Source organism: Paenibacillus sp. J22P169 (genome assembly GCF_059691995.1).
Genome location: NZ_JCAUAO010000008.1, coordinates 87,135 through 108,786, shown reverse-complemented (window position 1 = coordinate 108,786; position 21,652 = coordinate 87,135). Strand labels below are relative to the sequence as shown.

The 21,652-nt window shown below is 44.1% G+C and carries 22 protein-coding genes; 15 read left to right on the top strand and 7 right to left on the bottom strand.

Features of this window, described 5'->3' with window-relative positions; all coding sequences use genetic code 11:
* Window positions 1-90: 90 nt before the first annotated feature.
* Window positions 91-327, top strand: a complete 237-nt coding sequence (locus tag AC58QG_RS28160; protein ID WP_056613391.1) for an alpha/beta-type small acid-soluble spore protein — start codon at window positions 91-93, stop codon at window positions 325-327.
* Window positions 328-405: 78 nt separating this feature from the next.
* On the opposite strand, the gene AC58QG_RS28155 is transcribed toward AC58QG_RS28160, so the two are convergent.
* Window positions 406-1,401: an ABC transporter substrate-binding protein gene (locus AC58QG_RS28155; protein WP_497365393.1), complete on the bottom strand. Its 996-nt coding sequence runs from the start codon at window positions 1,399-1,401 to the stop codon at window positions 406-408.
* A 185-nt stretch (window positions 1,402-1,586) separates the two neighbouring features.
* On the opposite strand from AC58QG_RS28155, the gene AC58QG_RS28150 reads away from it, so the two are divergent.
* The 3 genes from AC58QG_RS28150 to AC58QG_RS28140 are packed head-to-tail and all read left to right on the top strand — an operon-like array spanning window position 1,587 to window position 4,520.
* The gene (locus AC58QG_RS28150; protein ID WP_497365392.1) at window positions 1,587-2,609 is read left to right on the top strand and encodes a FecCD family ABC transporter permease; all 1,023 of its coding nucleotides are present in this window, start codon (window positions 1,587-1,589) and stop codon (window positions 2,607-2,609) included.
* Window positions 2,606-3,655 carry a FecCD family ABC transporter permease gene (locus AC58QG_RS28145; RefSeq protein WP_497365391.1) on the top strand — a complete coding sequence of 350 codons (1,050 nt, stop codon included), beginning with the start codon at window positions 2,606-2,608 and terminating at the stop codon, window positions 3,653-3,655. Before AC58QG_RS28150 ends, AC58QG_RS28145 begins: the two co-directional genes overlap by 4 nt.
* 34 nt (window positions 3,656-3,689) lie before the next feature.
* On the top strand, window positions 3,690-4,520 hold the full coding sequence (locus AC58QG_RS28140) for an ABC transporter ATP-binding protein (protein ID WP_497365390.1): 831 nt from the start codon (window positions 3,690-3,692) through the stop codon (window positions 4,518-4,520).
* Window positions 4,521-5,132: 612 nt separating this feature from the next.
* Here the strand turns inward: AC58QG_RS28140 and AC58QG_RS28135 are convergent.
* The 3 genes from AC58QG_RS28135 to AC58QG_RS28125 are packed head-to-tail and all read right to left on the bottom strand — an operon-like array spanning window position 5,133 to window position 6,639.
* On the bottom strand, window positions 5,133-5,513 hold the full coding sequence (locus AC58QG_RS28135; protein ID WP_497365389.1) for a YolD-like family protein: 381 nt from the start codon (window positions 5,511-5,513) through the stop codon (window positions 5,133-5,135).
* Window positions 5,510-6,343 (bottom strand): DinB/UmuC family translesion DNA polymerase, encoded by an 834-nt coding sequence (locus tag AC58QG_RS28130; RefSeq protein ID WP_497365388.1) that lies wholly within the window; start codon window positions 6,341-6,343, stop codon window positions 5,510-5,512. The genes AC58QG_RS28135 and AC58QG_RS28130 overlap by 4 nt, the downstream gene beginning before the upstream one ends.
* Window positions 6,344-6,357: 14 nt before the next feature.
* Entirely contained in the window at window positions 6,358-6,639 is a 282-nt protein-coding gene (locus AC58QG_RS28125) for a Y-family DNA polymerase (protein ID WP_497365387.1), read from the bottom strand.
* 471 nt (window positions 6,640-7,110) lie between these two features.
* On the opposite strand from AC58QG_RS28125, the gene AC58QG_RS28120 reads away from it, so the two are divergent.
* The 3 genes from AC58QG_RS28120 to AC58QG_RS28110 are packed head-to-tail and all read left to right on the top strand — an operon-like array spanning window position 7,111 to window position 10,601.
* On the top strand, window positions 7,111-8,379 hold the full coding sequence (locus AC58QG_RS28120) for a nucleotide sugar dehydrogenase (RefSeq protein WP_497365386.1): 1,269 nt from the start codon (window positions 7,111-7,113) through the stop codon (window positions 8,377-8,379).
* Window positions 8,380-8,403: 24 nt separating this feature from the next.
* On the top strand, window positions 8,404-9,513 hold the full coding sequence (locus tag AC58QG_RS28115) for a DegT/DnrJ/EryC1/StrS family aminotransferase (RefSeq protein WP_497365385.1): 1,110 nt from the start codon (window positions 8,404-8,406) through the stop codon (window positions 9,511-9,513).
* Window positions 9,510-10,601, top strand: coding sequence for a Gfo/Idh/MocA family protein (locus AC58QG_RS28110; protein WP_497365384.1), 1,092 nt, complete (start codon window positions 9,510-9,512; stop codon window positions 10,599-10,601). The genes AC58QG_RS28115 and AC58QG_RS28110 overlap by 4 nt, the downstream gene beginning before the upstream one ends.
* Window positions 10,602-10,659: 58 nt before the next feature.
* Here the strand turns inward: AC58QG_RS28110 and AC58QG_RS28105 are convergent, their stop codons facing one another.
* The gene (locus AC58QG_RS28105; protein ID WP_497365383.1) at window positions 10,660-12,084 is read right to left on the bottom strand and encodes a glycosyltransferase; all 1,425 of its coding nucleotides are present in this window, start codon (window positions 12,082-12,084) and stop codon (window positions 10,660-10,662) included.
* 237 nt (window positions 12,085-12,321) lie between these two features.
* Between AC58QG_RS28105 and AC58QG_RS28100 the strand changes: the two genes are divergently transcribed.
* The 4 genes from AC58QG_RS28100 to AC58QG_RS28085 are packed head-to-tail and all read left to right on the top strand — an operon-like array spanning window position 12,322 to window position 15,919.
* A complete protein-coding gene (locus AC58QG_RS28100; protein WP_497365382.1) occupies window positions 12,322-13,275 on the top strand; it encodes an NAD-dependent epimerase/dehydratase family protein in 954 nt (317 codons plus the stop codon).
* A 16-nt stretch (window positions 13,276-13,291) separates the two neighbouring features.
* Complete coding sequence (locus tag AC58QG_RS28095) at window positions 13,292-14,260, top strand: CgeB family protein (RefSeq protein ID WP_497365381.1); 969 nt, start codon at window positions 13,292-13,294, stop codon at window positions 14,258-14,260.
* Window positions 14,261-14,285: 25 nt separating this feature from the next.
* Complete coding sequence (locus AC58QG_RS28090; protein ID WP_497365380.1) at window positions 14,286-15,254, top strand: ATP-grasp domain-containing protein; 969 nt, start codon at window positions 14,286-14,288, stop codon at window positions 15,252-15,254.
* Window positions 15,251-15,919: an HAD family hydrolase gene (locus AC58QG_RS28085; RefSeq protein WP_497365379.1), complete on the top strand. Its 669-nt coding sequence runs from the start codon at window positions 15,251-15,253 to the stop codon at window positions 15,917-15,919. The genes AC58QG_RS28090 and AC58QG_RS28085 overlap by 4 nt, the downstream gene beginning before the upstream one ends.
* Before the next feature lie 168 nt (window positions 15,920-16,087).
* On the opposite strand, the gene AC58QG_RS28080 is transcribed toward AC58QG_RS28085, so the two are convergent.
* Window positions 16,088-16,453 (bottom strand): O-methyltransferase, encoded by a 366-nt coding sequence (locus AC58QG_RS28080; RefSeq protein ID WP_497365378.1) that lies wholly within the window; start codon window positions 16,451-16,453, stop codon window positions 16,088-16,090.
* Between the two features lie 286 nt (window positions 16,454-16,739).
* Between AC58QG_RS28080 and AC58QG_RS28075 the strand changes: the two genes are divergently transcribed.
* A complete protein-coding gene (locus tag AC58QG_RS28075) occupies window positions 16,740-17,999 on the top strand; it encodes a methyl-accepting chemotaxis protein (RefSeq protein WP_497365377.1) in 1,260 nt (419 codons plus the stop codon).
* A gap of 101 nt (window positions 18,000-18,100) precedes the next feature.
* On the opposite strand, the gene AC58QG_RS28070 is transcribed toward AC58QG_RS28075, so the two are convergent.
* The gene (locus AC58QG_RS28070) at window positions 18,101-19,918 is read right to left on the bottom strand and encodes a M3 family oligoendopeptidase (protein WP_497365376.1); all 1,818 of its coding nucleotides are present in this window, start codon (window positions 19,916-19,918) and stop codon (window positions 18,101-18,103) included.
* Between the two features lie 146 nt (window positions 19,919-20,064).
* On the opposite strand from AC58QG_RS28070, the gene AC58QG_RS28065 reads away from it, so the two are divergent.
* From AC58QG_RS28065 to AC58QG_RS28055, 3 genes are read left to right on the top strand one after another with little or no spacing between them, the layout of a single operon-like run.
* Window positions 20,065-20,229, top strand: a complete 165-nt coding sequence (locus tag AC58QG_RS28065; protein ID WP_497365375.1) for a YycC family protein — start codon at window positions 20,065-20,067, stop codon at window positions 20,227-20,229.
* A 3-nt stretch (window positions 20,230-20,232) separates the two neighbouring features.
* The gene (locus AC58QG_RS28060) at window positions 20,233-20,478 is read left to right on the top strand and encodes a hypothetical protein (protein ID WP_497365374.1); all 246 of its coding nucleotides are present in this window, start codon (window positions 20,233-20,235) and stop codon (window positions 20,476-20,478) included.
* 27 nt (window positions 20,479-20,505) lie between these two features.
* Window positions 20,506-21,615, top strand: a complete 1,110-nt coding sequence (locus AC58QG_RS28055) for a GGDEF domain-containing protein (protein WP_497365373.1) — start codon at window positions 20,506-20,508, stop codon at window positions 21,613-21,615.
* Window positions 21,616-21,652 lie beyond the last annotated feature (37 nt).

Sequence of the window (21,652 nt, the reverse complement as noted above, 5' to 3'; positions counted from 1 at the left end):
CGCTTTTTAAAAAAGGTTAAAATTTCCAATAAAAAAATGAGTAATATTAACAAAACTGTTCATACTACCTATTACTGGAGGTGATATCAGATGGCTACAGGACAATCTCGCAGCAGTAACTCCTTAGTAGTTCCTCAAGCTTCATCAGCCCTAGACCAATTGAAGTATGAAGTTGCTCAAGAATTGGGCATCCAAATTCCTCAAGATGGCTACTACGGTTATATGACGTCTTATGACACAGGTTCTATCGGAGGCAGCATCACTCGTCGTCTCGTTCAAATTGCTGAGCAACAACTTGCTGGTACAAGCAATAAATTCAGCAGATAATTTCGATCCAAAATACTTAAGCAACAAAAGGGCCTTCATCCGGGTAGATACTCGGAGAAAGCCCTTTTTTTTCACACATTATTTAATGTCGTAGATTTTGTACAAATCATCCAACATGATGTTAGCCGATCTAACTCCGCCGCCTGTGTTCCAAGTTGCATCGTTTACTTTGATGACTTTGTTATCTTTCACCACTTTAAGATTTTTCCAAAGCGGATCATTCATCCACTCTTGCTCTTGTTTATTTCCTTTGCCATCACCGATTTCATACGTAAAGTAGAAAATTCGATCAGCATTATCCAGTTCAGTTAAACGTTCTTTGGTAATGTCTTCGAAAGACTTCTCATCACTTTTAGCATCCGAACGTGCGAAGCCCAGTTGTTTGAAAACAACCCCAGAGAACATATCACCGTAATAGTATCTCGACTTACCACCCATAAAACGGACAACAGCAATTTTCTCCTTAAGCTTGTCGCCAGCCTTGGATTTGAAATCTTCAATACGTTTATCGTAATCCCCGATAACTTTGGCGCCTTCAGCTTTCTTATTCAATGTGTCAGCATACAAACTAAAGTTGTTCTTCCATTCACCACGAAGTGTCTCTGAGAATACAGTCGGTGCGATCGCCTTTAATTGCTCATATACTTTTTCTTGGCGAAGCTTATTACCAATAATTAAATCAGGTTTAAGTGATGCGATGACTTCCAAATTCGGTTGTCCTTCAACACCGACTGTTGTAACACCTTGCATGTCCGCTTTGAAATGGTCAAACCAAGGATTGCCATAAAAGGATTCAACAGCCCCAACTGGCTTAATTCCTAGTGCGAGTAATGCTTCTGTTCCTTCATTCGTTAAAATGACAACACGTTTTGGATTAGCAGGTACTGGTGTTTCTCCCATAGCGTGCTTAATTGTACGCGGAGCATCCGATTTCGCTGTTTCTTGCGGTGCCGTAGAAGCAGTCGTAGTCGACGCTGCTTTCTCTCCACAAGCTGTTACAAGCATACTCAATACGAATAAACATGCAATAAGAGCCCAAGCTCTTCCTATTGTACGACGTTTTTTACTTACCATGATGTTCGTGTTCCCCCTTAGTTGACTATAAATATGATAACGATTCTCATTCTCTAACACATACTACTAGAATTGAACTAGATTTGTCAATATATTTGATAATGATTCTCATAATCGTTGACTTCAACTACGGTAAACTTTAAAATAAACTAAGCGAGAAGGTAGGAAGGAAGCAGACAACCAACATGAATACATCAACAAAAGAACGACTCTCTCATATTTACAAAAGTATCGGATTACTAGCTGCCGTTTGTGTTCTCATTGCCTTAATACTCAGCAGTGTCCGATTTGGCCTCAAAACGTATTCCTGGGATCAAATCATCACTTCATTTAATCCTTCTGACATACGAACGAATGAATCAATTATCATTCAAACTGTACGCATACCTAGAGCTTTGATTGCCGCACTCGTTGGTGGCAGTTTGGCAGTTGCCGGTGCCCTCATGCAAGCGATGACTCGAAATCCACTCGCTTCGCCAAGTATTTTCGGAATTAATTCCGGAGCTGCGTTTGCGATTGTTATAGCTGTTAGCTTTTTCAACACATCTAGCCTTACGCAATTTACATGGATTGCTTTTTTCGGTGCTGCCGTGAGTGCTACATTGGTCTATGGGCTTGGATCGCTAGGACGCGACGGCTTAACACCCATGAAGATTACGCTCGCTGGTGCAGCGATGACAGCATTCTTCGCTTCACTCACACAAGGGATTCTTCTTGGTAATGGCAAAGCTTTTGAGCAAGTTCTGTACTGGCTTGTTGGTTCGGTAGAAGGACGTACAATGGCCATGCTCCAATCCGTATATCCGTATATGTTGCTTGCCTGGATCGGAGCCATCGTGTTATCGCCTCATATTAATGTTCTATCGATGGGTGACGACATTGCCAAAGGGCTTGGACAACAAACTGTTTACATAAAAGTAATCACTGCAATTATTATCGTCATTCTTGCTGGCGGTTCCGTCGCTGTTGCGGGTCCCATCGTTTTCATCGGACTCATGATTCCTCATATCGTTCGTTTCCTTGTAGGCATTGATTATCGATGGGTCATTCCTTATTGCGCCGTGCTTGGTGGTATCCTCTTGGTTAGCGCAGATATTGGTGCTCGATTCATTATTATGCCGAAGGAAGTTCATGTCGGAGTTATGACAGCGATTCTAGGCGTTCCGTTCTTTATTTATATTGCGCGCAAAGGGGGACTCTTAAAATGAGTACTTCCAAGCGAGATGTTACGATCCGAAGCAAAAGTTACTCCTTTTTAATAAGCAAAAAAGCCATCATCATCACACTATCTCTGTTAATTGCTGTCATCCTAATGATGATAATAAGCACAGGTGTCGGCAGTATTACGATTAAACCTTTGAATGTTGTTAAGGCCGTATTCGGGTATGGAACTGATTCTAGTACGATGATTGTGCGAACTTTGCGCCTTCCACGTGTCATCATGGCAGTCCTCATCGGTGCATCATTAGGCGTCGCTGGTGCGATTCTCCAAGGGATCGTGCGCAATCCTCTGACCTCACCGGATACGATTGGGACAACAGGCGGGGCATCGCTTGGCGCTGTTTCGTTTTTCTTCTTTTTCGCGGACAAACTCAGCATCCATTGGCTTCCAGTCGCCGCCATTCTAGGTGCATTCGTTGCAACCTTACTGGTGTACATTTTTTCATGGAAAAATGGCATAACCCCGCTGCGACTCGTACTTATTGGAACGGGGCTTACAGCTGCGATGAGTGCAATCTCATATCTCTTAATGCTTACGGGCCCTATTGTGCTTGCTCAACAATCACTTACTTTCATGACGGGCAGCATTTACGGTGTATCATGGACCAAAGCCGTTTATCCCTTGTTACCCTGGGTTATTGTTTTAATCCCGGTCATCTTCTTCTGCGCGCGGCATATTACCGTTCAATCCTTAGGCGAGGATATCGCGATGAGTGTCGGCAGTCGTGTCCAACGTCAACGGTTTCTGTTAATCATGCTTAGTGTTGCCTTGTCGGGAGCTGCTGTCGCATTTGGCGGAGCGATCGGCTTCATCGGGCTCATGGCCCCGCACATTTCACGTAAACTGGTCGGTCCTAGCTTCGGCTCTTTGATTCCTGTCTCTGCACTCACTGGCTCCCTACTGCTGTTGCTTGCAGACTTAGCAGGTCGTTTCCTCTTCAAGCCGCTTGATATTCCAGCAGGTGTCTTCACGGCAGCTATCGGAGCGCCCATTTTTATCTACGTCCTATATCGCAGTAGAAATCGCGGTTAACCTACCCATGTCTACGACAAAGGAGAATGAGCTTATGACAACCTTAGATCCAGCACTCGAGGCCCAATCGCTTCAATTGACATATGGCGATACAACGATTTTCCAAAGCTTAAATCTACAAATCCCCAAGGGGAAAATAACCGTATTTATCGGCAGCAACGGCTGTGGAAAATCCACCCTGCTGCGCTCACTTGCCCGTCTAATGAAGCCAAACTCGGGCAGCATCCTATTGGACAGCAATGAAATTGCTAAGCTCTCTACGAAAGAGGTCGCCAGACGAATGGCCATCTTGCCTCAAGGGCCTTCAGCGCCAGAAGGCCTCACAGTCAGACAACTCGTCAAACAAGGGCGCTATCCTTATCAAAGCTGGCTGCAGCAGTGGAGTGAAGAGGATGAGAGCAAGGTAATGAAGGCGCTCGAGCTTACCGATATGCTAGAAGTTGCCGATCGCACCGTAGATTCACTCTCTGGCGGACAACGCCAACGCGCGTGGATTGCGATGACCTTAGCTCAAGACACTCCTACTTTACTCCTAGACGAACCTACCACCTATCTCGATCTTACTCATCAGATTGAGGTGCTGGACTTATTATTCGAACTTAACGAGAGAGAACAGCGCACAATCGTCATGGTCCTTCATGACATTAATCTAGCTTGTCGCTATGCGCACCACATCGTTAGCATCAAGAAGGGCTCTATTTATGCTGAAGGAAAGCCAGAAGACATCGTGAATGCCTCCTTGCTGCGAGAGGTGTTTGATATGGATTGTCAGGTGACGACCGATCCGATCTTCGGAACACCGATGTGCATCCCGTACGGCAAGGGTCGCATTTTGTTAACAAAAGAACCCCAATCACAGTTGTGATCGGGGTTCTTTCAATAGGATAGGTATAAGTGCTAAATCGTTCGTGCGTATGTTGCCATATTGTAATTGCTCTCAAACTAATGTTGGGGTTTTATAAATACAATGAGTATTGAATATTCCTTATAAATCAAGCTTTTTGTATTTTGTGTACGATGAAATCAACTTGATAATTTTAAGTTCGTGGTCAATTACTTGGTCAAACAAACTTGGTGGTCACAATTACTACATTCGTAGACATAAAGAAAGAGAGAGCCTTTTTAGGGGCTCTCTTTTCTCTTGTTACAGGCTTGCCTTCTAGGCGCGCTCTAGAAAGCCCGTACAAGCGTTTTTCGTTAATATAGCAACCTACGGGATAAGTTCTTATAATGCCATAGAGCGGCTATATGGACGTATATTGATGCAAGAGGGGGTCAAGTAGAAGTGGCCCTGTGAATTTTTTAGGAAGGGGACTCTCGCGTAAGCCATTTATATTTTTTGAATGTTGTCACGTGGTCTGGATAGTTGCTCTATATCCATAGATATGGGGGGTAGGGTACATCCCCAAACAAGAGGTCGTTTTTCTTTGCCCTTTTAAGGTTGTGATAATGGCTGGCAGTTTTAGCAACCTTGGTCTCAAGGATCGAACATTTCATCCTCGGTCCATTCTTTACTTAACTCTGCCTTCAGAACATCTCTGTAACCAATCCATTCCCAATCCTTTGCTCCACTAAACGGTTCAACAGTGTCTAATCGAAATTCTCCATGTTTGCTACGCGCTACGATACCGGTAATTGAGCGAGTCTTAAATTCTTCATATAATGTTAGCTCGATCGGTTTCTTGTACATCTGTGACAGACTCAGCACCGCTGATATATTTAGTATTTCTTGCTCATCATGTAAAGGACGCGAGATTCGTTGGCTTTCTTTTTGATTTCTAATTGCTGACTCTTTATGTTGGGGAAGCATCATCCGACTGGACTCCCAGAGACCATTCAGTTCTAATTTCTTGCTCATCTATAATGACCTCCAATTTTTCCAGCTCTATCCGCAGCTAGACCAGCTTTCATTAAACTCGAAGCGCGAATAATTGCTGTATTCCCAAAACGGTCTTTAATCCCATCAAGAACGCTATCAAGTTTTCGAAGCTTCGTTATGTCTTCAAAGAGATCAAGTTGTGTCACTTCCTCATCTTCAATTGATCCAAGTGTGACACCAACTTTTCGGACTGGTAGACCGTTCCAATTGCGGTGAAATATCTCGCGGACTGAACCGAAAACTTTAAGTGTATTGTTCGTACTGTAAGGCATTTTTCGTTGCTGACTGAATCCTGTAGGGGCATCGTAAGGTGAACACATGCAAAATACATGGACGGTTCCGCTGTTGAATCCTTTAGTTCTCGCATCGCGGCACACCTCTTCCGTTAATTCCAGGAGAACGATATCAACTTCTTCCGCTGTCGTGTAATCTCGCGGCAACGTCATTGCATGGCCGATGGACTTTGGTGCTACGTTAAATGTCCCTGGCGTAACCAGACTATCGTCGAGACCATTGGCAGTCCGCCACATAACCTCTGCTTGTATGTCCGATTGCTTACCAAAGCGAGCTCGAAACTTCTGGTTGAGGGCGGCAAGAGGAGTTCTAGCAACATGACCAATCGTCGTCATTCCAAGCGCCACAAAGTGCTTCGTCATCCTAGATCCCACCCCGTACATCTTATCCACGGTTAGAGGCCATAGATCGCGTTCTACGTTTTCTTTACCAAGTGTAAAAATACCGTTTGCATTTTTCTTTACAAAATTATCTGTCGCTTGCTTTGCAAGTATTTTAGTCGGCCCGATACCCACGCGGACACGTATGTTTATGGATGCTGCAACTTTTTTTGAATCATGACTGCCAACTCTTCTGGTGTGGTGTGGAAATGATTAAGTGATCCTGTCACGTCCAAGAACTGTTCATCAATTGAAAACACCTCTACAAGATCCGTATACTCCTTGTAAATGTCTGTAATCGCTAGTGAAACATCAATATACCGCTGCATGTGCGGACGCATTACGATAGCGTCTGGACATAGTTGCAGCGCCTCCCCTAGCCGCTGTGCTGTACTGATTCCAAAGCTTTTAGCGATTGGGCATTTTGCCAAAATTATTCCTGATCTCCTAGCAGGATCTCCGGCCACAATCGCCCTCTCTCCATCTATTGGACAGAAAGGCAAAAACGACGGTTTATTTTATATGCAGCCTGACTTATGTCCAAGCAATCACTATGTACCGAGCGTAAATTATACCGTAATGAAAATTCACTTACTGAGAGGAATGAGTAAATATGAGCGGAGTAGGTTATGGTGTTGTTGACAGCCAGTAAGATGACCATAACTACGATGTTCTCTTGATGTGTAACCATGAGCTTTCCGTCTCGCAGTTTGAAATAGACTATTGACGCCTTCACTTCGGAAGTAACACGCCTTTAGTGTTATCCTGTATGTTTTTGATTGGATGGCTGTCCCCGTTTCAATGACCAGTAAAAATAATTGAATAAATAGAAATTTCATCTTCATCACTTTTAGATATTTCTTGTACTACAATGAGAACGTCCTGAAGGAGGTCTGGCACTTATGTCCAACAATAGGGAAACTGTTGCCATTATTGGCTTAGGTTATGTGGGGCTGCCGCTCGCCATTGCTTTTGTTAAAAAAGGCTACAAGGTATTCGGTGTTGATATTAACGAAAAGAGAATCGAGGTATTGCGTAATGGAAAAAGCTTTATTTCTGACATAAGTGATGATGAGATCGGAGGACTCATAGATTGCAAAAAATTTGAAGCAACAACGGACTACCTTGTTCTAAGTAAAACGGATCATATTATTATCTGTGTACCAACTCCCCTGCGAAATAAAGAGCCGGATTTATCTTATGTGTACTCAACTATTAATCAGATGGCACCTTATCTGCAGCCGGGACAATTAGTAGTACTCGAGAGCTCCACTTACCCTGGAACTACAGAGGATATCATTAAGCCGCTTTTGGAAAACCATGGCTTTACAATAGGTTCTAATCTTTTTCTTGGATATTCTCCGGAACGAATTGATCCGGGCAACATGCAGTTTACTCTGGAGCAAATTCCGAAAATTGTGAGTGGGGTGACGGATTGTTGTCTCGAGAAAGTAGCAAAGCTGTATAGAGACGTTTTCCAAACAATCGTTCCTGTATCTTCCCCTCGTATTGCGGAGTTCGTAAAAATCTTAGAAAATAGCCAACGGCTTATTAATATTTCGTTTATCAACGAGGTCAACATGCTGGCAAACTTGCTGCAAATCAATATATGGGAAGTCATTCAAACGGCATCCACGAAACCTTTCGGTTTTACCCCATTTTATCCCAGCCCAGGAGTCGGCGGGCACTGTATCCCTGTCGATCCATTTTACTTAACATGGATTGGCATGCAGGAGGGATTTCCTTTAACAATGATTCAGCAGGCTGGAATTGTGAATGAAATGATGCCCCACTTTGTAGTCAAACGGATCACGCAGATTCTTTCGGAAAGAGGAGTTTCCGCCCAGCAAGCAAATATTGGTATCATCGGCCTCACCTACAAAAAAGATGTAAACGATATTCGAGAATCGGCTTCCATGAAGGTGATTGAACTTTTGCTCAATAAAAAAATGAAAGTCTCCGTTCATGATCCGGTCTATCAGGGGAACGTCCCTTTTAACTTGCCTATCCTTCACATAGAGCAATTGAAGTTACAGGAGTTGGACGCCATCGTAGTGCTTGTCGATCATTCTTGCATCAAATGGAATGATGTAGTCAACCATAGCCGGTGCGTGATCGATACGAGAAATGTAACGGCCTCCTATAAGGGCGATCATATTGTACGAATTTAGAAAACAAAAGGGAGTGAATGGGGGATGATTCCTTTAGTGGACCTCGCTCGCCAGTTTCAATCCATCAAAAAAGAATTACTGCAGCAAATGGAGGGCGTGATCGACAGCGGCAAATATATAATCGGTGATCATGTGAGGCAAGTAGAGCAGCGGATTGCGGAAAAGACAAGTACAGCCTTCGCGATAGGCGTAGGAAATGGAACGGATGCCTTAATCATGACTTTGGATGCGTATGGCATCGGGGAAGGGGACGAAGTAATCACGACTCCTTTTACTTTTTTCGCTACCGCTGAGGCCATATCCAGATTAGGCGCCAAGCCGGTGTTCGTTGATATTGATCCACTCACTTATAACATTGATCCTTTGAGGGTAGAGAAGGCCATTACACCGAAAACAAAAGCGATTATACCCGTTCATTTATTCGGCCAACCCGCCGAAATGGACGTACTGATAGAGGTAGCAAAGCGGCATCATTTAATCGTCATTGAAGATGCTTGCCAAGCTTTTGGATCAGCATATAAAGGAAAGCCTCTAGGAAGCCTGGGTGATGCGGCCTGCTTCTCCTTCTTTCCTACCAAAAATTTGGGAACGATCGGAGATGGCGGGATGATCACCACGTCTAATCCGGAAATTGCCGCAAAAATCCGCAAGCTGCGCCAACACGGAAGTTCCATGAAGTATTATCATGATATGCTTGGGTACAATAGCCGCCTGGATGAACTGCATGCTGCGATTCTGAACGTCGCTCTGGACCACATCGATGAATGGAACCGCATGCGCAGGAAGCTGTCGGCTCGCTATCGAGAAGGGTTGGAAAATCTGTCATATCTACGGATACCGTATGAAAATGACGACAACACGCATATTTATCATCTCTATTGTATAGAGTCCGCAGAACGGGAAGCGATCACCGCTAAGCTCAAACAGTCTGGCATACAAACGGGTGTTTACTATCCTTGTCCGCTTCATCTGCAAAAGGCGTACGCTCATCTTTCCTACAAGAAAGATGATTTTCCAGTGGCAGAGAAGCTGTCACTCCAGTTGTTTGCAATCCCGATGAGCCCCTTCTTACAGGAAAGTGAACAAGATTACATTATTTCTGTACTGAAAAGCTATGGTAGTGAAGCGACATGAGCGTGACCTTCGGCATCATCGGCTGCGGCAGGATCGCCGAACGTCACCTTCGTACGCTCGCCCGCTGCAAGGAGGCAAGGCTGATTGCGGTAAGCGATGTCGCCGAGGAACGAATGGAACAGGCAGAAGCATTGTGGCAACAAACGACGGACAGCTGCGCTACGTTGGCAAAATCGACCGACTACCGAGTCCTGCTTGCCGATCCCTCCGTTCAAACCGTCATCATCTCCACTTTATCAGGAATGCATGCGGAAATGGCCAAAGCGGCACTTCTTATGGGCAAACATATCGTGTTGGAGAAGCCCATGACGTTATCACTAAAGGACGCAGATGAAATTATTGAACTGGCAGCCGCTCAGCATCGCTTCGTCCAAGTATGCCACCAGCTCCGATATCGGCCGATCATGAAAAAGATTAAGGAGATCATTGCAACCGGTGCTCTTGGCCGGATTTACATGGGATCGGCAACGCTAAGAATTAATCGGTCATCCAACTATTATAGCGAGGCTTCCTGGAGGGGAACATGGTCGCAGGATGGCGGAATGCTGCTTAATCAAGGTATCCACGTCATCGACCTGCTTCAATGGTTTCTTGGCGGTGTTCAGTGTGTTTATGGAGAATTGTCTAATGGAAATATCCGAAAAGAGACGGAGGATATTGCTCTGGGCATCCTTACTTTTGAAAATGGCGCGAAAGGGATCATCGAGGCGAATTCCGTTACCCTTCCCAATAATCTGGAAAATTCGATATCCATATTTGCCGAAAAAGGGACGATATGCATCGGCGGCACTTCCTTGAATAAGCTGGAACGGTGGCACATGGAAGAGGCCGCGATCAGTACGGATGAAGCGATGAAACTAATGGACGATACGGATGAACATCTATATATGTATCAAAGTTTCATTGATGCTGTGTTGGCACAAAACCATCCGACTCTGATTGATGCTATCGAAGGGAAACGAGCTCTTGAAATCATTTTCGCGCAATATATATCATCCATTAAAGGTAATCCTCAAACATTACCGATAGATTCCTTTTCGACAAACATGATGAAAGATACCGGACCGAAAACACCAAATACGTTTTAAGAGAAGCGGTGGGATTGCCGATACAGGCTCTCTCACCGCTTTAGTGTCAGAATACTTTCTAATCAGCCAAAGTTAATATAAGAGAAGGATGTCTCCACAATTTTTTTGAAATGTAGACACCGTGGTTTCTCAATTGGCCGTTGTGCCAGCTTTTGGTTAAAAGAGTGCAATCCCAAGCTACAACGGAGCGAATAGACTTCTTCTTTCCGCGCTGAGCGATCAATTTTTTTATAGGCTTTCGATATAGCATCGGCCGTTTATAAGGAATTCTCTTGCGGTCCCAACCTGTTTTTACGCGAAATACCGATACGTTTTTTTGTTTGCCGACTATGACGGGGAAATGCATAACAGCATTTACGATCGACACGGATGAAGGGACTTGTGCCAAATTAAAGGAAAAATATGATGCCACCCTCATCTTTCCTTTCCTCGTAAAAAATCGATTGGGTTGCAAAGAAATAGTATTGGTCTTTGGTTTATTCGGAATCGTTGCCCTTTCACTTTGATAAATTCGGTCCAATTGGCGGGCTACTTCAGGAAGCGCATGCTCTCTCTCATAAATTCGGTCCAGTTGGCGGGCTACTTCAGGAAGCGCATGCTCTCTCTCGACATACTCCCTTCCTGCTCTACCTTTTTCCTTACGAAGCGCAGGATTCTGAAGCAAAGAGGCTACAGCATTGTATAGGTTGGCAGGATTGGCGGAAATAATCGGCAAATCTGACGGATAACGATGCTTAAGATCCTCCCTGATATAGGAAATAACCGGTTTTCCCAAAGCCATCCCTTCGATGGCCACTAAACCGTATGATCCTCTTAACAGGTGATCAATAATGAGATCGGCTTGCCGATATCGCTGTAATGCTTCACCTCTGTTCAAACTCTCAACTCGTTCATAATGGAAGGAATATCCTTCACTGCGAAGCCGGTCCAATACTTCCTCAACATATTCAGTTCCTTTGCCTTCCATCGGAGCATGGATAATAAGCGGTTCGCTTCTATGCGCCGATGTGGACGGGGCCAGATTGTCTATTTCTTGTAAGTCTACAGCAAGCGGGAGAACATATACCCGATCGTGCACCTTGGATGCGTAGGCTTGTAATTCATAATCTTTGACAATACAAGCGGGGAATTTTTTCGAAATCATATCCAAGGTTTGTTTAATCTTCTCATCCTCAAAATCATATCCGAGTCTGATATAAGGATTATGAATGATGGCTTTTTCTTCGGATCGAAGATCTTTTCCCCAGTATTGAAATAGCTTTTTTGCATGGTCTAGCTTTTCAAATTCTGGGCCGGTTAGCTGCTCTGAAAAATACAGTCCGTTATGAAAATGAAAAATGTCGGCGGTCTGATTGGCGACATTCAATAGATGCCGCAGATCCTCAGCTCGATAAACTGAAGCATCGTGTCCTAGATTCTTTAATCCTTTCATGAATAGTTCCATCTGCCCCCCAATTTCGGCAGCACAATGTATGACCTTCAAATGTTTCATCTCCTTTATCAAAAGATATCCGTTAACTAAAAACCTAGTTCACTCTGTATATGCTTATGTCAATGTAAGCTAGTGCGTATGGACATATCTCCTCCCTTGTTAGCCTAATAGATGGGGGGACAACGGCTATTCGTGCAGCAATTTCCAGTTTTCTCTTTGATTTAGGTAATCGTACAAACATCTGCAACTCTGTTCGCATACTCTCATAAACGAAGGGAGATGTTGTTAATGCGCTTTAGTCATGTCTTGGTAACTGGAGGGGCTGGGTTTGTCGGTTCGCAGCTCGTCCGCAAATTAGAGCCTATCTCAGAACATATTTATGTCATCGATGATTTGTCCGCCGGGAACCGAAATTCCGTTATGAATTCCGACAAAATCACTTTCTATCAGGATAGCATTACAAATGAAAAATTGTTGGAAGAAGTACTCCCTAAAGTGGAATGGATTTTCCATCTGGCATGCCGCAGTCTTACTCGATCTGTCCTGAATTTGCATGAAGATTTCCACACAAACCTCTACGGCGGTTTTTTACTGCTTCATAAAGCGAAAGAGCTTTGTCCCCATTTAAAAAGGATGCTCTATACGTCTACAGCCTCTGTCTATGGAAATGCATCCGTTCGTCCTACACCCGAACACTGGTATCAGCTGACTACGCCTTATTCCGCCAGCAAGTTTTCCGTCGAGCATTATTGCGAAGTGTTTTATCACATGTATCGTTTCCCCGTCACGACGGTACGGTTGTCCAACGTTTTTGGGCCCGGTCAGTTGCCATCTAATCCATACTGCGGTGTCGTGGCCAGATTTTTTGAAGCGTTGGAGAGCAATGTGCCGATGGACATATACGGGGACGGGGAACAAACCAGGGACTTTACGTATGTTGAAGATGCTATAGAAGCTTTGCTTGCTTCCATCACTCATCCAAACAGCCTTGGGAAGCTTTATAATATTGGCACAGGAAAGGAAACAGCTGTCCGTCAGCTCGCAACCATGATATCCGACGTCGCGGGACGTCCGAATTATCCGATTACTTACAGACAGAAGAGAGTGATCGACAATGTCAGCCATCGTTCTGTTGATATAAGCGCTATCATGAATGATTTACAATGGTGTCCAAAACACTCCATGCAGGAAGGCCTCGATAGTACCTATCAATGGCTGCGTCACCAAAATCACAGCTTGTAAGAGAGGGGATAACGTTATGAAAATACTTTCACTAATGACTCTGGATATGTTCCGCTTGACATTCGGATGGGCACTGGAATCAAATGGTCACCAGGTATACCATCTCAACGATATTAGTGAGGAACTGCTGGAGCAGGCGATTCACACATTTCGACCCGACATGATCGTAACGATCGGATGGGATGTGCTGCATACTAAAACAGATGTTTTTGCGGAGTTTTTAAAACGCCATCGTATTTTTCATTTATATTTCGCGGAAGAGGATTGGTTTCATTTTGAACGTTGGTCCAAACCGTATGTTTCCAAGACATCCCCCCAGTTTGTAATGACCCGTAGCGCCGATAAAATTTCTTCTTATCGAACAATGGGGATAAAAGCCGAATATTTAGACGTGGGCTGCAATCCGCATTTTCACCGCCCCATGCCTCCCAATCCAAAGTATGCATGTGATGTTTCCGTGATCGTGAACGGGCAGTTCATGTGGGATATTTTTCGCCGAAAAAGCATCATGAACTTGGTGGCTCCGTTATTGGACGCTCCCTTTCATACGAAAATATGGGGGCGCGATTGGCATGAGATGAAAGACTATCTTGGCGTATCGCCGCGAAGCGAGATGATGCAAGGTAGTATTCCTTATCACCTGACGCCTCAAGTTTATAATTCGGCCAAGATCAATATTAGCGTGCAAACCGTTGAGGACCAAATCAGCAGCCGCACTTACGATATTTTGGCATCAGGCGGTTTTTTGCTGACATCGGACAGTCCGGGAGTCCGGGCCAAATTGTCATCGGAGAATGATTGTGCAGTCTCAAGCTCACCGGAAGAAACAATCAAAAAAATCAAATATTATTTGGAGCACGAAGATATACGCAAAAAAAAGGCTGCAAACGGATTAAAGTATGTACGCGAACAGGCTTCCTACCAAAACACGATTGCTAAAGTATGGCCTCAGATTGAAAGAGAAGTCAAAGCATTTTATGGTTAGTTTTAACCTGGGAGGCTGAGCGACGATGATTAAAAACTTAACCATATTGATTACCTCAGCAGGAGGGCTAACTGGAACGTTCTTAATAAAACACTTATTGCAACATCCCATTCAAGGATATAAGTATCATATCGTAGCTGTGGATAGCAGCGAATACGTGTACGCTAAACATGTGGTCGACTCGTTTTATAAAGTGCCTGCCAGCAGTGACCCGAGTTACGAAAACATTGTTCTTTCCCTAGTCGAACAAGAACACGTTGATATCATATTTCCAACCACCTCATATGACACGCCATTTTACTCCAAACACAAAGCGGACTTATTAAAAAAGGGGGTTCAGTTGCTTGTTTGCGATGTGAACACCCATGAAATACTTCACCATAAGCAAAAGATGTATCTATTTATGAAGAACATTGGGCTGCCCGTTCCCGAGGTATTTGAGACGAAAGAAGCCGTTACTTATCCGGCTATCATCAAAAAATGCGAAAGCAGCGGGAGCAAAGAGGTTCGAAAGCTCGAAGATCGTATGGACCTCGACTATTGGAGTGTAAAAATGAAAGATTATGTCGTTACGGATTACATCAGCGGCAAGGAATACACGGTGGATTGCCTTTTTGATCAGAAGGGACTGTTGATTGTTTGCAATCAAAGAGAAAGATTGAAAACGTTAGGCGGAGGAGCTGTCATCTGCCAAAATCAGCATCCTCTGGAAATAAGAGATTACATTCGCTCCATATCTAAACATATCCATTTGGAAGGCCCCGTCAATTTCCAGTACATTCTCGATAGGCATAATCAGCCGTTTATTATCGATTTTAATACCCGATTTGCTTCCGGAGGGCTCCCGTTAACAATCGCTTCCGGTTATGATATTCCAAATTTGATGATTCGCCTCATGCTGGGCGACCCCATCGATGAGCATATCAAGTACAAGAAGGACCAATTAACGATGTACCGCTATTTTCAAGAATATTTCACCGAGGAACCTTCATGAAGCCGACCATATTTTTTGACCTCGATGGAACGATCATTGATGTATGGCACCGATACTATAGCATCATGAGCTCCTTTTTTGAAAATGAGACGGGGCTGCCGTTCCCTTCCTTGGCGGATTATAAGCGGTTGAAGCTGTCTTTAACCGACGATACATCCATCGTCCATCGTATTTATGGTAAGCTAGTTGCCAACCAGCAGGACACGATGCAGCGCTATAAGCATTATAAAAGCAACCGCTTGGAAAGTAAGGACTTACTAGATCTGGATACGATGATAGAAGACTTCCCCAGCTTTGCCGCCAACGTGAAGGGGAAATACCATCTTGCTCTGATTACGATAAGAAATCATAATGAACATGTCTATCTTCAACTTAAACGTCTAAGGATTTATGACTTGTTCGATCATATTTACGTTGTTACGCCACTTAAGGGAGAAAATCCAAAGCAGCGAGCTTTAATGAATATCGCGAGACGCAACGATGTGATCATAGGAGATAGTGAAATCGATATAGAATGCGGGAATAAGTTAGGAATGAGTACATTTCATGTAAGCACTGGTCTAAGAAGCTACGAATTCGCGACTAAGCAAGGACCGGCAGTCAGGCTCGGCAATTACACGGAACTGCTGGAGTATTGTAAATTCTACTCAAAATTGGACAATTAGATTGGGACTGTTTGATAACCCACGCTTCCCCCTCAAGGACAACTTTCCCATTTGTGGTTGGAACCCCCATGTGCATCCCGTACGGCAAGGGTCGCATTTTGCTGCAAAAAGAACCCCAATCACAATTGTGATCGGGGTTCTTTTAATTAAATAGTATAGGTATAAGTGCTAAATCGTTCGTGCGTATGTAGCCATATTGTAATTGCTCTCAAACATGATACTAATTGAAATGACATTCTTTCTTACCGCGAAGTCGAACAAAATCTCCCCGTGCGTCCAGCTCATCTTGCGCTTCAATGATTCGATCGCCATTTGACGAAAAGACTGAAATTGTAATTCAGTCAGCCCCGCGTTAGCCGCTGCAGGCAATGCGCCCTCCGAGCTTTCAAACGGCAGGTGTTTAATGCCAAATTTCCCAATTTCATTGTTGCGAATATGGACAAAAACTGTGCCTGAGTTCACATGAGAAAGCTCTTCCTTGATCTTACGAAATACCACATCAATTTGTCTCGCGAGTGTAAACTGTTCCAACATTGTACGCCCCCTCCTTAAATTACTCTAATTTACTAATTATGTTAATTTTGTGACTCTAGACCTATTATACCTATACAATTTACATAATTCAACAGTTTATTTCCAATATTTGAATAATTCGCTATTTTCTTTATATTCAAATAATATAAATGTCAATTTTCTTTGTAAACACCGAACGATTATTGTCGAAAAAATGTAGAATGTTTCCATGTTCGGTGATATAATTTTCAAATACACCAATTATTTTCTCCATAAGTATACAAATTTCGCAGAGGAGTCGATCGGATTGGAACAAATCTCATCCTTATCGTTTAGAAAGAAACTACAACTTGGTTGTTTTGCACTAATTGGTTTAAACTCACTATTCATGTTAATTGTAACTTTTGCCTCAGACTGGAACCGCTTACTTGGCATTATTTTCCTGATAATCATCCTAGCTGGAAGCTTACCGTTCATCCGTTGGTTTGAAGGACAACTTACAGAGCCCATTGCAGATATCTCCCGCATTGCGCTTAACATCTCCAAAGGTGACTTTTCCCAGAAGGTTGCGATCACGAGTGACGATTCACTCGGTCAACTAGGCCAATCCTTTAATAAGATGATTGACAAACTCCGCGATATTTTACGTGATACAGGGACTATTTCGAAGCAAGTTTTCCAGACAAGCCGTGATATCTATGTGAAAAATGAGAGCTTCCGTACCGTTCTTGAGCAAGTGAGTATTTCTGCCCATGAGCTGGCTGCTGGTGCGGGACAAATCTCCGAGGAGATTTCAGGCGTTTCCATCACCTCCAAAGATATTGAAGTGAAAATCGTAAATTATGCTGGATCCGCTAAAGAAATGAAAAACCGTTCGGATCAAATGATGACCCTTGTTGAAAAGGGACGTACGTCGGTTGAGAGCCAAGGCGTTGGTATGAAACGAAATGTCGAAGTAACTAGACAGGTTTCCGATACGATTGACATGCTCGCTCGCCAAGCCGCTGGTATTACGAATGTTACTCGTTCCATTTCCGAGATTGCTGAACAAACGAACCTATTGTCCCTCAACGCGTCTATTGAAGCAGCTAGAGCTGGCGAGCATGGACGAGGCTTTGCGATCGTAGCGCAAGAAGTACGTAAGCTTGCTGAAGAATCCACCTCCCTAACGCGTGAAGTATTCGGCTTCGTTAAGAGTATTGAGCAAGGCATTCAGGATGCGATTCGCAGCATTCAAGTTAATGAAGACGTCGTTAAGAAACAAACCGTCTTAATCGATCAAACGGAAATTGTATTTGCTGAGATTGTTGGCAGTGTTGGATTCATTTCAGAAGAGATTACACGCTTCGCTGAAGAAAGCGAAAGCATGCTTCAAAGCTCGGGACAAATTGCTGCTGCCATGGAAAATATTTCAGCCATTACGGAAGAATCCGCGGCTGGTACGCAAGAAGTGTCCGCTTCCATGAATGAGCAAATTTCAACTGTGCAGGGTATCGTTACGCAAGCGGAAGAAATGACGCGGGTTGTGACCCAGCTGCAGCAGACGATTCAGATATTCAAGCTTTAACGAAAGCAGAAACAGCCCCTCTGAGGCCCTACTTCAGAGGGGCTGTTTCTTTGTTCAATGTGCTCTTACGGGACAATGCGGGAAGACTCCCTGCCACCAGGTTACGCGCGAACCTTAGCTTCCGTTAGCTCCATAAACTGCTTCACGTCTTGCGCTGCCATGTCGACGGCACTTTGCCAGAAATCCGGCTCTGTCAGATCAACGCCGAGATGCTTCTGCGCAAGCTCTTCTACATTCATGCTGCCTGTATCTCTAAGCAGTGAGATGTACTTGTCTTCGAAGGTTGCCCCTTCTTGCACGGCTCTTGCATAAATGCCGGCACTGAACATGTATCCGAATGTATAGGGGAAATTGTAGAAAGGCACATCCGTCGCATAGAAATGGAGCTTTGCAGCCCAGAAATGCGGATGATAGCTGCTTAGGGCATCCTTGTAAGCGAGCTTTTGTGCATCAACCATGAGCTCGTTAAGGCGCTCCACACTGACTAAGCCTTGACTGCGTTCAGCATAGAAGTTCGTCTCAAAAATAAACCGCGCATGAATGTTCATGAAGAACGCGATAGCTCGTTGAATTTTATCCTCAAGCAATACAATGCGCTCATCATCTGTCGAAGCACTCTTCACAACCGCATCGGCTACGATCATTTCAGCAAAGGTCGAAGCCGTTTCTGCCACATTCATCGCATACTCCTGCGCAAGAGCCGGCATATCCGTCATGACATGCTGGTGGTAACCATGGCCTAGCTCATGAGCGAGCGTAGAGACGTTATTCAGCGTCCCGCCATACGTCATGAAGATACGTGTCTCACCCGCTAGCGGGAATGAGGTACAGAAGCCGCCAGGGCGCTTACCAGGACGATCCTCCGCTTCGATCCAGCGCTTCTCAAAAGCTTCCTCAGAGAAGGCAGCTAGCTTCGGACTAAAGCGCTTGAATTGATCAATGATCAGACTCGCACCCTCGTCGTAGGAAATCTTCTTGGATGAATCGCCAAGTGGCGCATCCACGTCAACCCATGCCAATTTGTCAACGCCAAGCAGCTTCGCTTTTCGATTTAAATACTCCACGAAAAGACCTTTATTGCGGTCAATGACGTCCCACATGACATTCAATGTTTTCTCTTCCATGCGATTAATCGCAAGTGGTTCTTTATGTATGCTTTTCCAGCCTCTTGCTTTATAAACCTGAAGACGGAAGCCAGCCAAGTGATTCAATGCTTCTGCACAGTATTCTTCTTTATCCGTCCAAGCTTGTTCCCATTTATCAAATAGGTCTAATCGTTCTTCACGATTCTCCGTATGCAGCTTATTAAAGGCTTGGCCTGCGGATAATTCAACCTGCTTGCCATCGACTTCAACAGCCATGCTGAATTGACCTACGGTCGAATTATACAAATCGCTCCACCCATGATAGCCATCTACGGCCAAATCATTAATTAATGCCTCTTGCTCAGGCGGGAGTTTCTCCTTAGCCAGTGCGCGACGTTCATCCAACGAAAAGGCGATAGCTTGAAAAGGCTCTTGCTGCAGTATCCCTTCCCACACCTGATCTGGCACCCCTGTAAGGATCTGATCAAAATGTGTGAGTGAAGATAAATGCTCGGCATATAAGCTTTTCACTTGTCCACTTAGCACAGGCGCTTTTTTATCCTTCTGATTGTCCGCTTGCAAGCAACCTACGAAGGAATCTGCCTCGTGAATATGCATCACATTGTGCTGGAGCAAGTCAATCAAATGTGCCAGCGCCGAGGTATCCTCTAGACTTTGTGGAGAAGCTGTCTTACGTACTTGCTCTTGAAAAGATGCAATGGATTCCTGAAGCTTCTTCAGGTGTGCAGCGAATGCAGGAGAGTCACTTCCTCCAGGGAAAAATGTTTCAAGATTCCATGTTTGATTAAGAGGTAATGTTAACAATGCGATCACCTATCCTTTCCTCTATAATTAAATCATATCCGCTAGCCATTCGCCAACTATCCTCATCTTCCTCATTGCTTCTCTTCAAAAAGTATGATTCAATTATGTATAGTTCCTTCGGACTAAATCGGAACAGGATGGGTGATTTCACAATTATGAAACCGTTGCAAATTTCTCCTGAAACAGCTGTGAAGTTAGCTGAACAGCTTAAAGTACCTTTAGAACACCTCATGCATATGCCACAACATATTCTTCTGCAGAAGTTAGCAGAGCTCGCGAAAAGTTCTTCCTCCAACACGAGCGAACCGGAAACGAAGTAGCCCTTGATACCTTTTGCCAATACGTGGCCTTACGACATCATCATGAAGGACATTTACGTGGCCCAATGTCCATTCTGTCTAAGCTCTAATGTCTTACTGCCGCTCAAGATTCATGAACTCACCTCCATTCACGAAGGTAAAAAGAAACTCCTCGTTTTCCCTTGTTGTCATAACAAGCTGACACTTGTGGATACGGATCGAGATTATTTATTAGCGGACACCGCGGTACGAAACAAACATAATTCGTAGTTCATTGCAAGGAGCAAACGAACCTTTATGAATGAGTACCTCATTCCTTTGACAAGCGCATGTACCTTAGTGACCTTAAATTATTTAGCATTGAAAGTTCATAGCAAAATGCTAATCGATTCGCACGAACATCTATTTGCATCGTTGCTCACTGGTTTGGCCAGCATCATCATGATGCTGGTTCCTCTGCCAGAGACATTTGGTTTAATTGATCTTCGCTCGTTACCCATCTTCATGGCCGGATTGCGGTATGGATTACCTGTTGCCCTCTTTTCGACCATATTGCCTGCTGGTTCTAGTCTCATCTCACATGAAAATCAAGCCTGGTTCATCATCGCACAAGACCTCATTGCCCCAGCCTTCATTAGCTCCTTTTTCCATAACAAAGAATATCGCAACGGCTTCTTGGACATTCCTATTCGTTTTGCCCTTCAAATATGTGGGTTCGTATTCATTCTGCGCCTAGTTACACACAGCTTCCTGACACGCGGCTTTTCTTGGTCTTATACCCTTGATCAATTATTCATGTTCTCCCTTACTTCTGCCACCCTTTTCATGATCATCATTATGGTGAATGACGAGAATAACAATTGGCGACTGCAACGAAGGCTTGAACTGCAAGCGAATCAAGATGGTTTAACCAAGTTGCCCAATTTGAGAAGTTTTATGCCCATCGCACAGAGTGCCCTACATAAGCGGAAAGTGTCTATCATGATGATTGATCTCGATAATTTCAAGTTGTACAACGATCGATTCGGGCATTTGGAAGGCGATCAACTCCTACAGGAAGTAAGTTCGGTTCTACGTCATTTGATTCATGAACAAGATTACCTGGCCAGATATGGTGGAGAAGAATTTATTCTGCTTTGTACAGAAACAGATCCTGCTCGAGTCCTCAGCTATGGCCAAACCTTATGTACCTCGATTGCGGAATTGTTTCTATATAAGAAGAATGGGCTGGAAGCAGCACCTATCTCCATTTCAATTGGGATCTCAACGGCTGAATCCCCGCACATAGATCTTAGAACACTAATTTCAGAAGCTGATCACGCGCTCTATCAGTCCAAGCATATGGGCAAGAACCGTCCCACTCTTTATACACATTCGCAAGTTATCGAACAAAAAATGAACGCTTAACCATTCGGCTGAAAACCGTATCATGGTTGAGCGTTCA

Coding starts and splice junctions, on each gene's coding strand:
- AC58QG_RS28160 (WP_056613391.1), top strand. CDS start 91: ATGGCTACAGGACAATCTCGCAGCAGTAACTCCTTAGTAGTTCCTCAA.
- AC58QG_RS28155 (WP_497365393.1), bottom strand. CDS start 1,401: ATGGTAAGTAAAAAACGTCGTACAATAGGAAGAGCTTGGGCTCTTATT.
- AC58QG_RS28150 (WP_497365392.1), top strand. CDS start 1,587: ATGAATACATCAACAAAAGAACGACTCTCTCATATTTACAAAAGTATC.
- AC58QG_RS28145 (WP_497365391.1), top strand. CDS start 2,606: ATGAGTACTTCCAAGCGAGATGTTACGATCCGAAGCAAAAGTTACTCC.
- AC58QG_RS28140 (WP_497365390.1), top strand. CDS start 3,690: ATGACAACCTTAGATCCAGCACTCGAGGCCCAATCGCTTCAATTGACA.
- AC58QG_RS28135 (WP_497365389.1), bottom strand. CDS start 5,513: ATGAGCAAGAAATTAGAACTGAATGGTCTCTGGGAGTCCAGTCGGATG.
- AC58QG_RS28120 (WP_497365386.1), top strand. CDS start 7,111: ATGTCCAACAATAGGGAAACTGTTGCCATTATTGGCTTAGGTTATGTG.
- AC58QG_RS28115 (WP_497365385.1), top strand. CDS start 8,404: ATGATTCCTTTAGTGGACCTCGCTCGCCAGTTTCAATCCATCAAAAAA.
- AC58QG_RS28110 (WP_497365384.1), top strand. CDS start 9,510: ATGAGCGTGACCTTCGGCATCATCGGCTGCGGCAGGATCGCCGAACGT.
- AC58QG_RS28100 (WP_497365382.1), top strand. CDS start 12,322: ATGCGCTTTAGTCATGTCTTGGTAACTGGAGGGGCTGGGTTTGTCGGT.
- AC58QG_RS28095 (WP_497365381.1), top strand. CDS start 13,292: ATGAAAATACTTTCACTAATGACTCTGGATATGTTCCGCTTGACATTC.
- AC58QG_RS28090 (WP_497365380.1), top strand. CDS start 14,286: ATGATTAAAAACTTAACCATATTGATTACCTCAGCAGGAGGGCTAACT.
- AC58QG_RS28085 (WP_497365379.1), top strand. CDS start 15,251: ATGAAGCCGACCATATTTTTTGACCTCGATGGAACGATCATTGATGTA.
- AC58QG_RS28080 (WP_497365378.1), bottom strand. CDS start 16,453: ATGTTGGAACAGTTTACACTCGCGAGACAAATTGATGTGGTATTTCGT.
- AC58QG_RS28065 (WP_497365375.1), top strand. CDS start 20,065: ATGAAACCGTTGCAAATTTCTCCTGAAACAGCTGTGAAGTTAGCTGAA.
- AC58QG_RS28055 (WP_497365373.1), top strand. CDS start 20,506: ATGAATGAGTACCTCATTCCTTTGACAAGCGCATGTACCTTAGTGACC.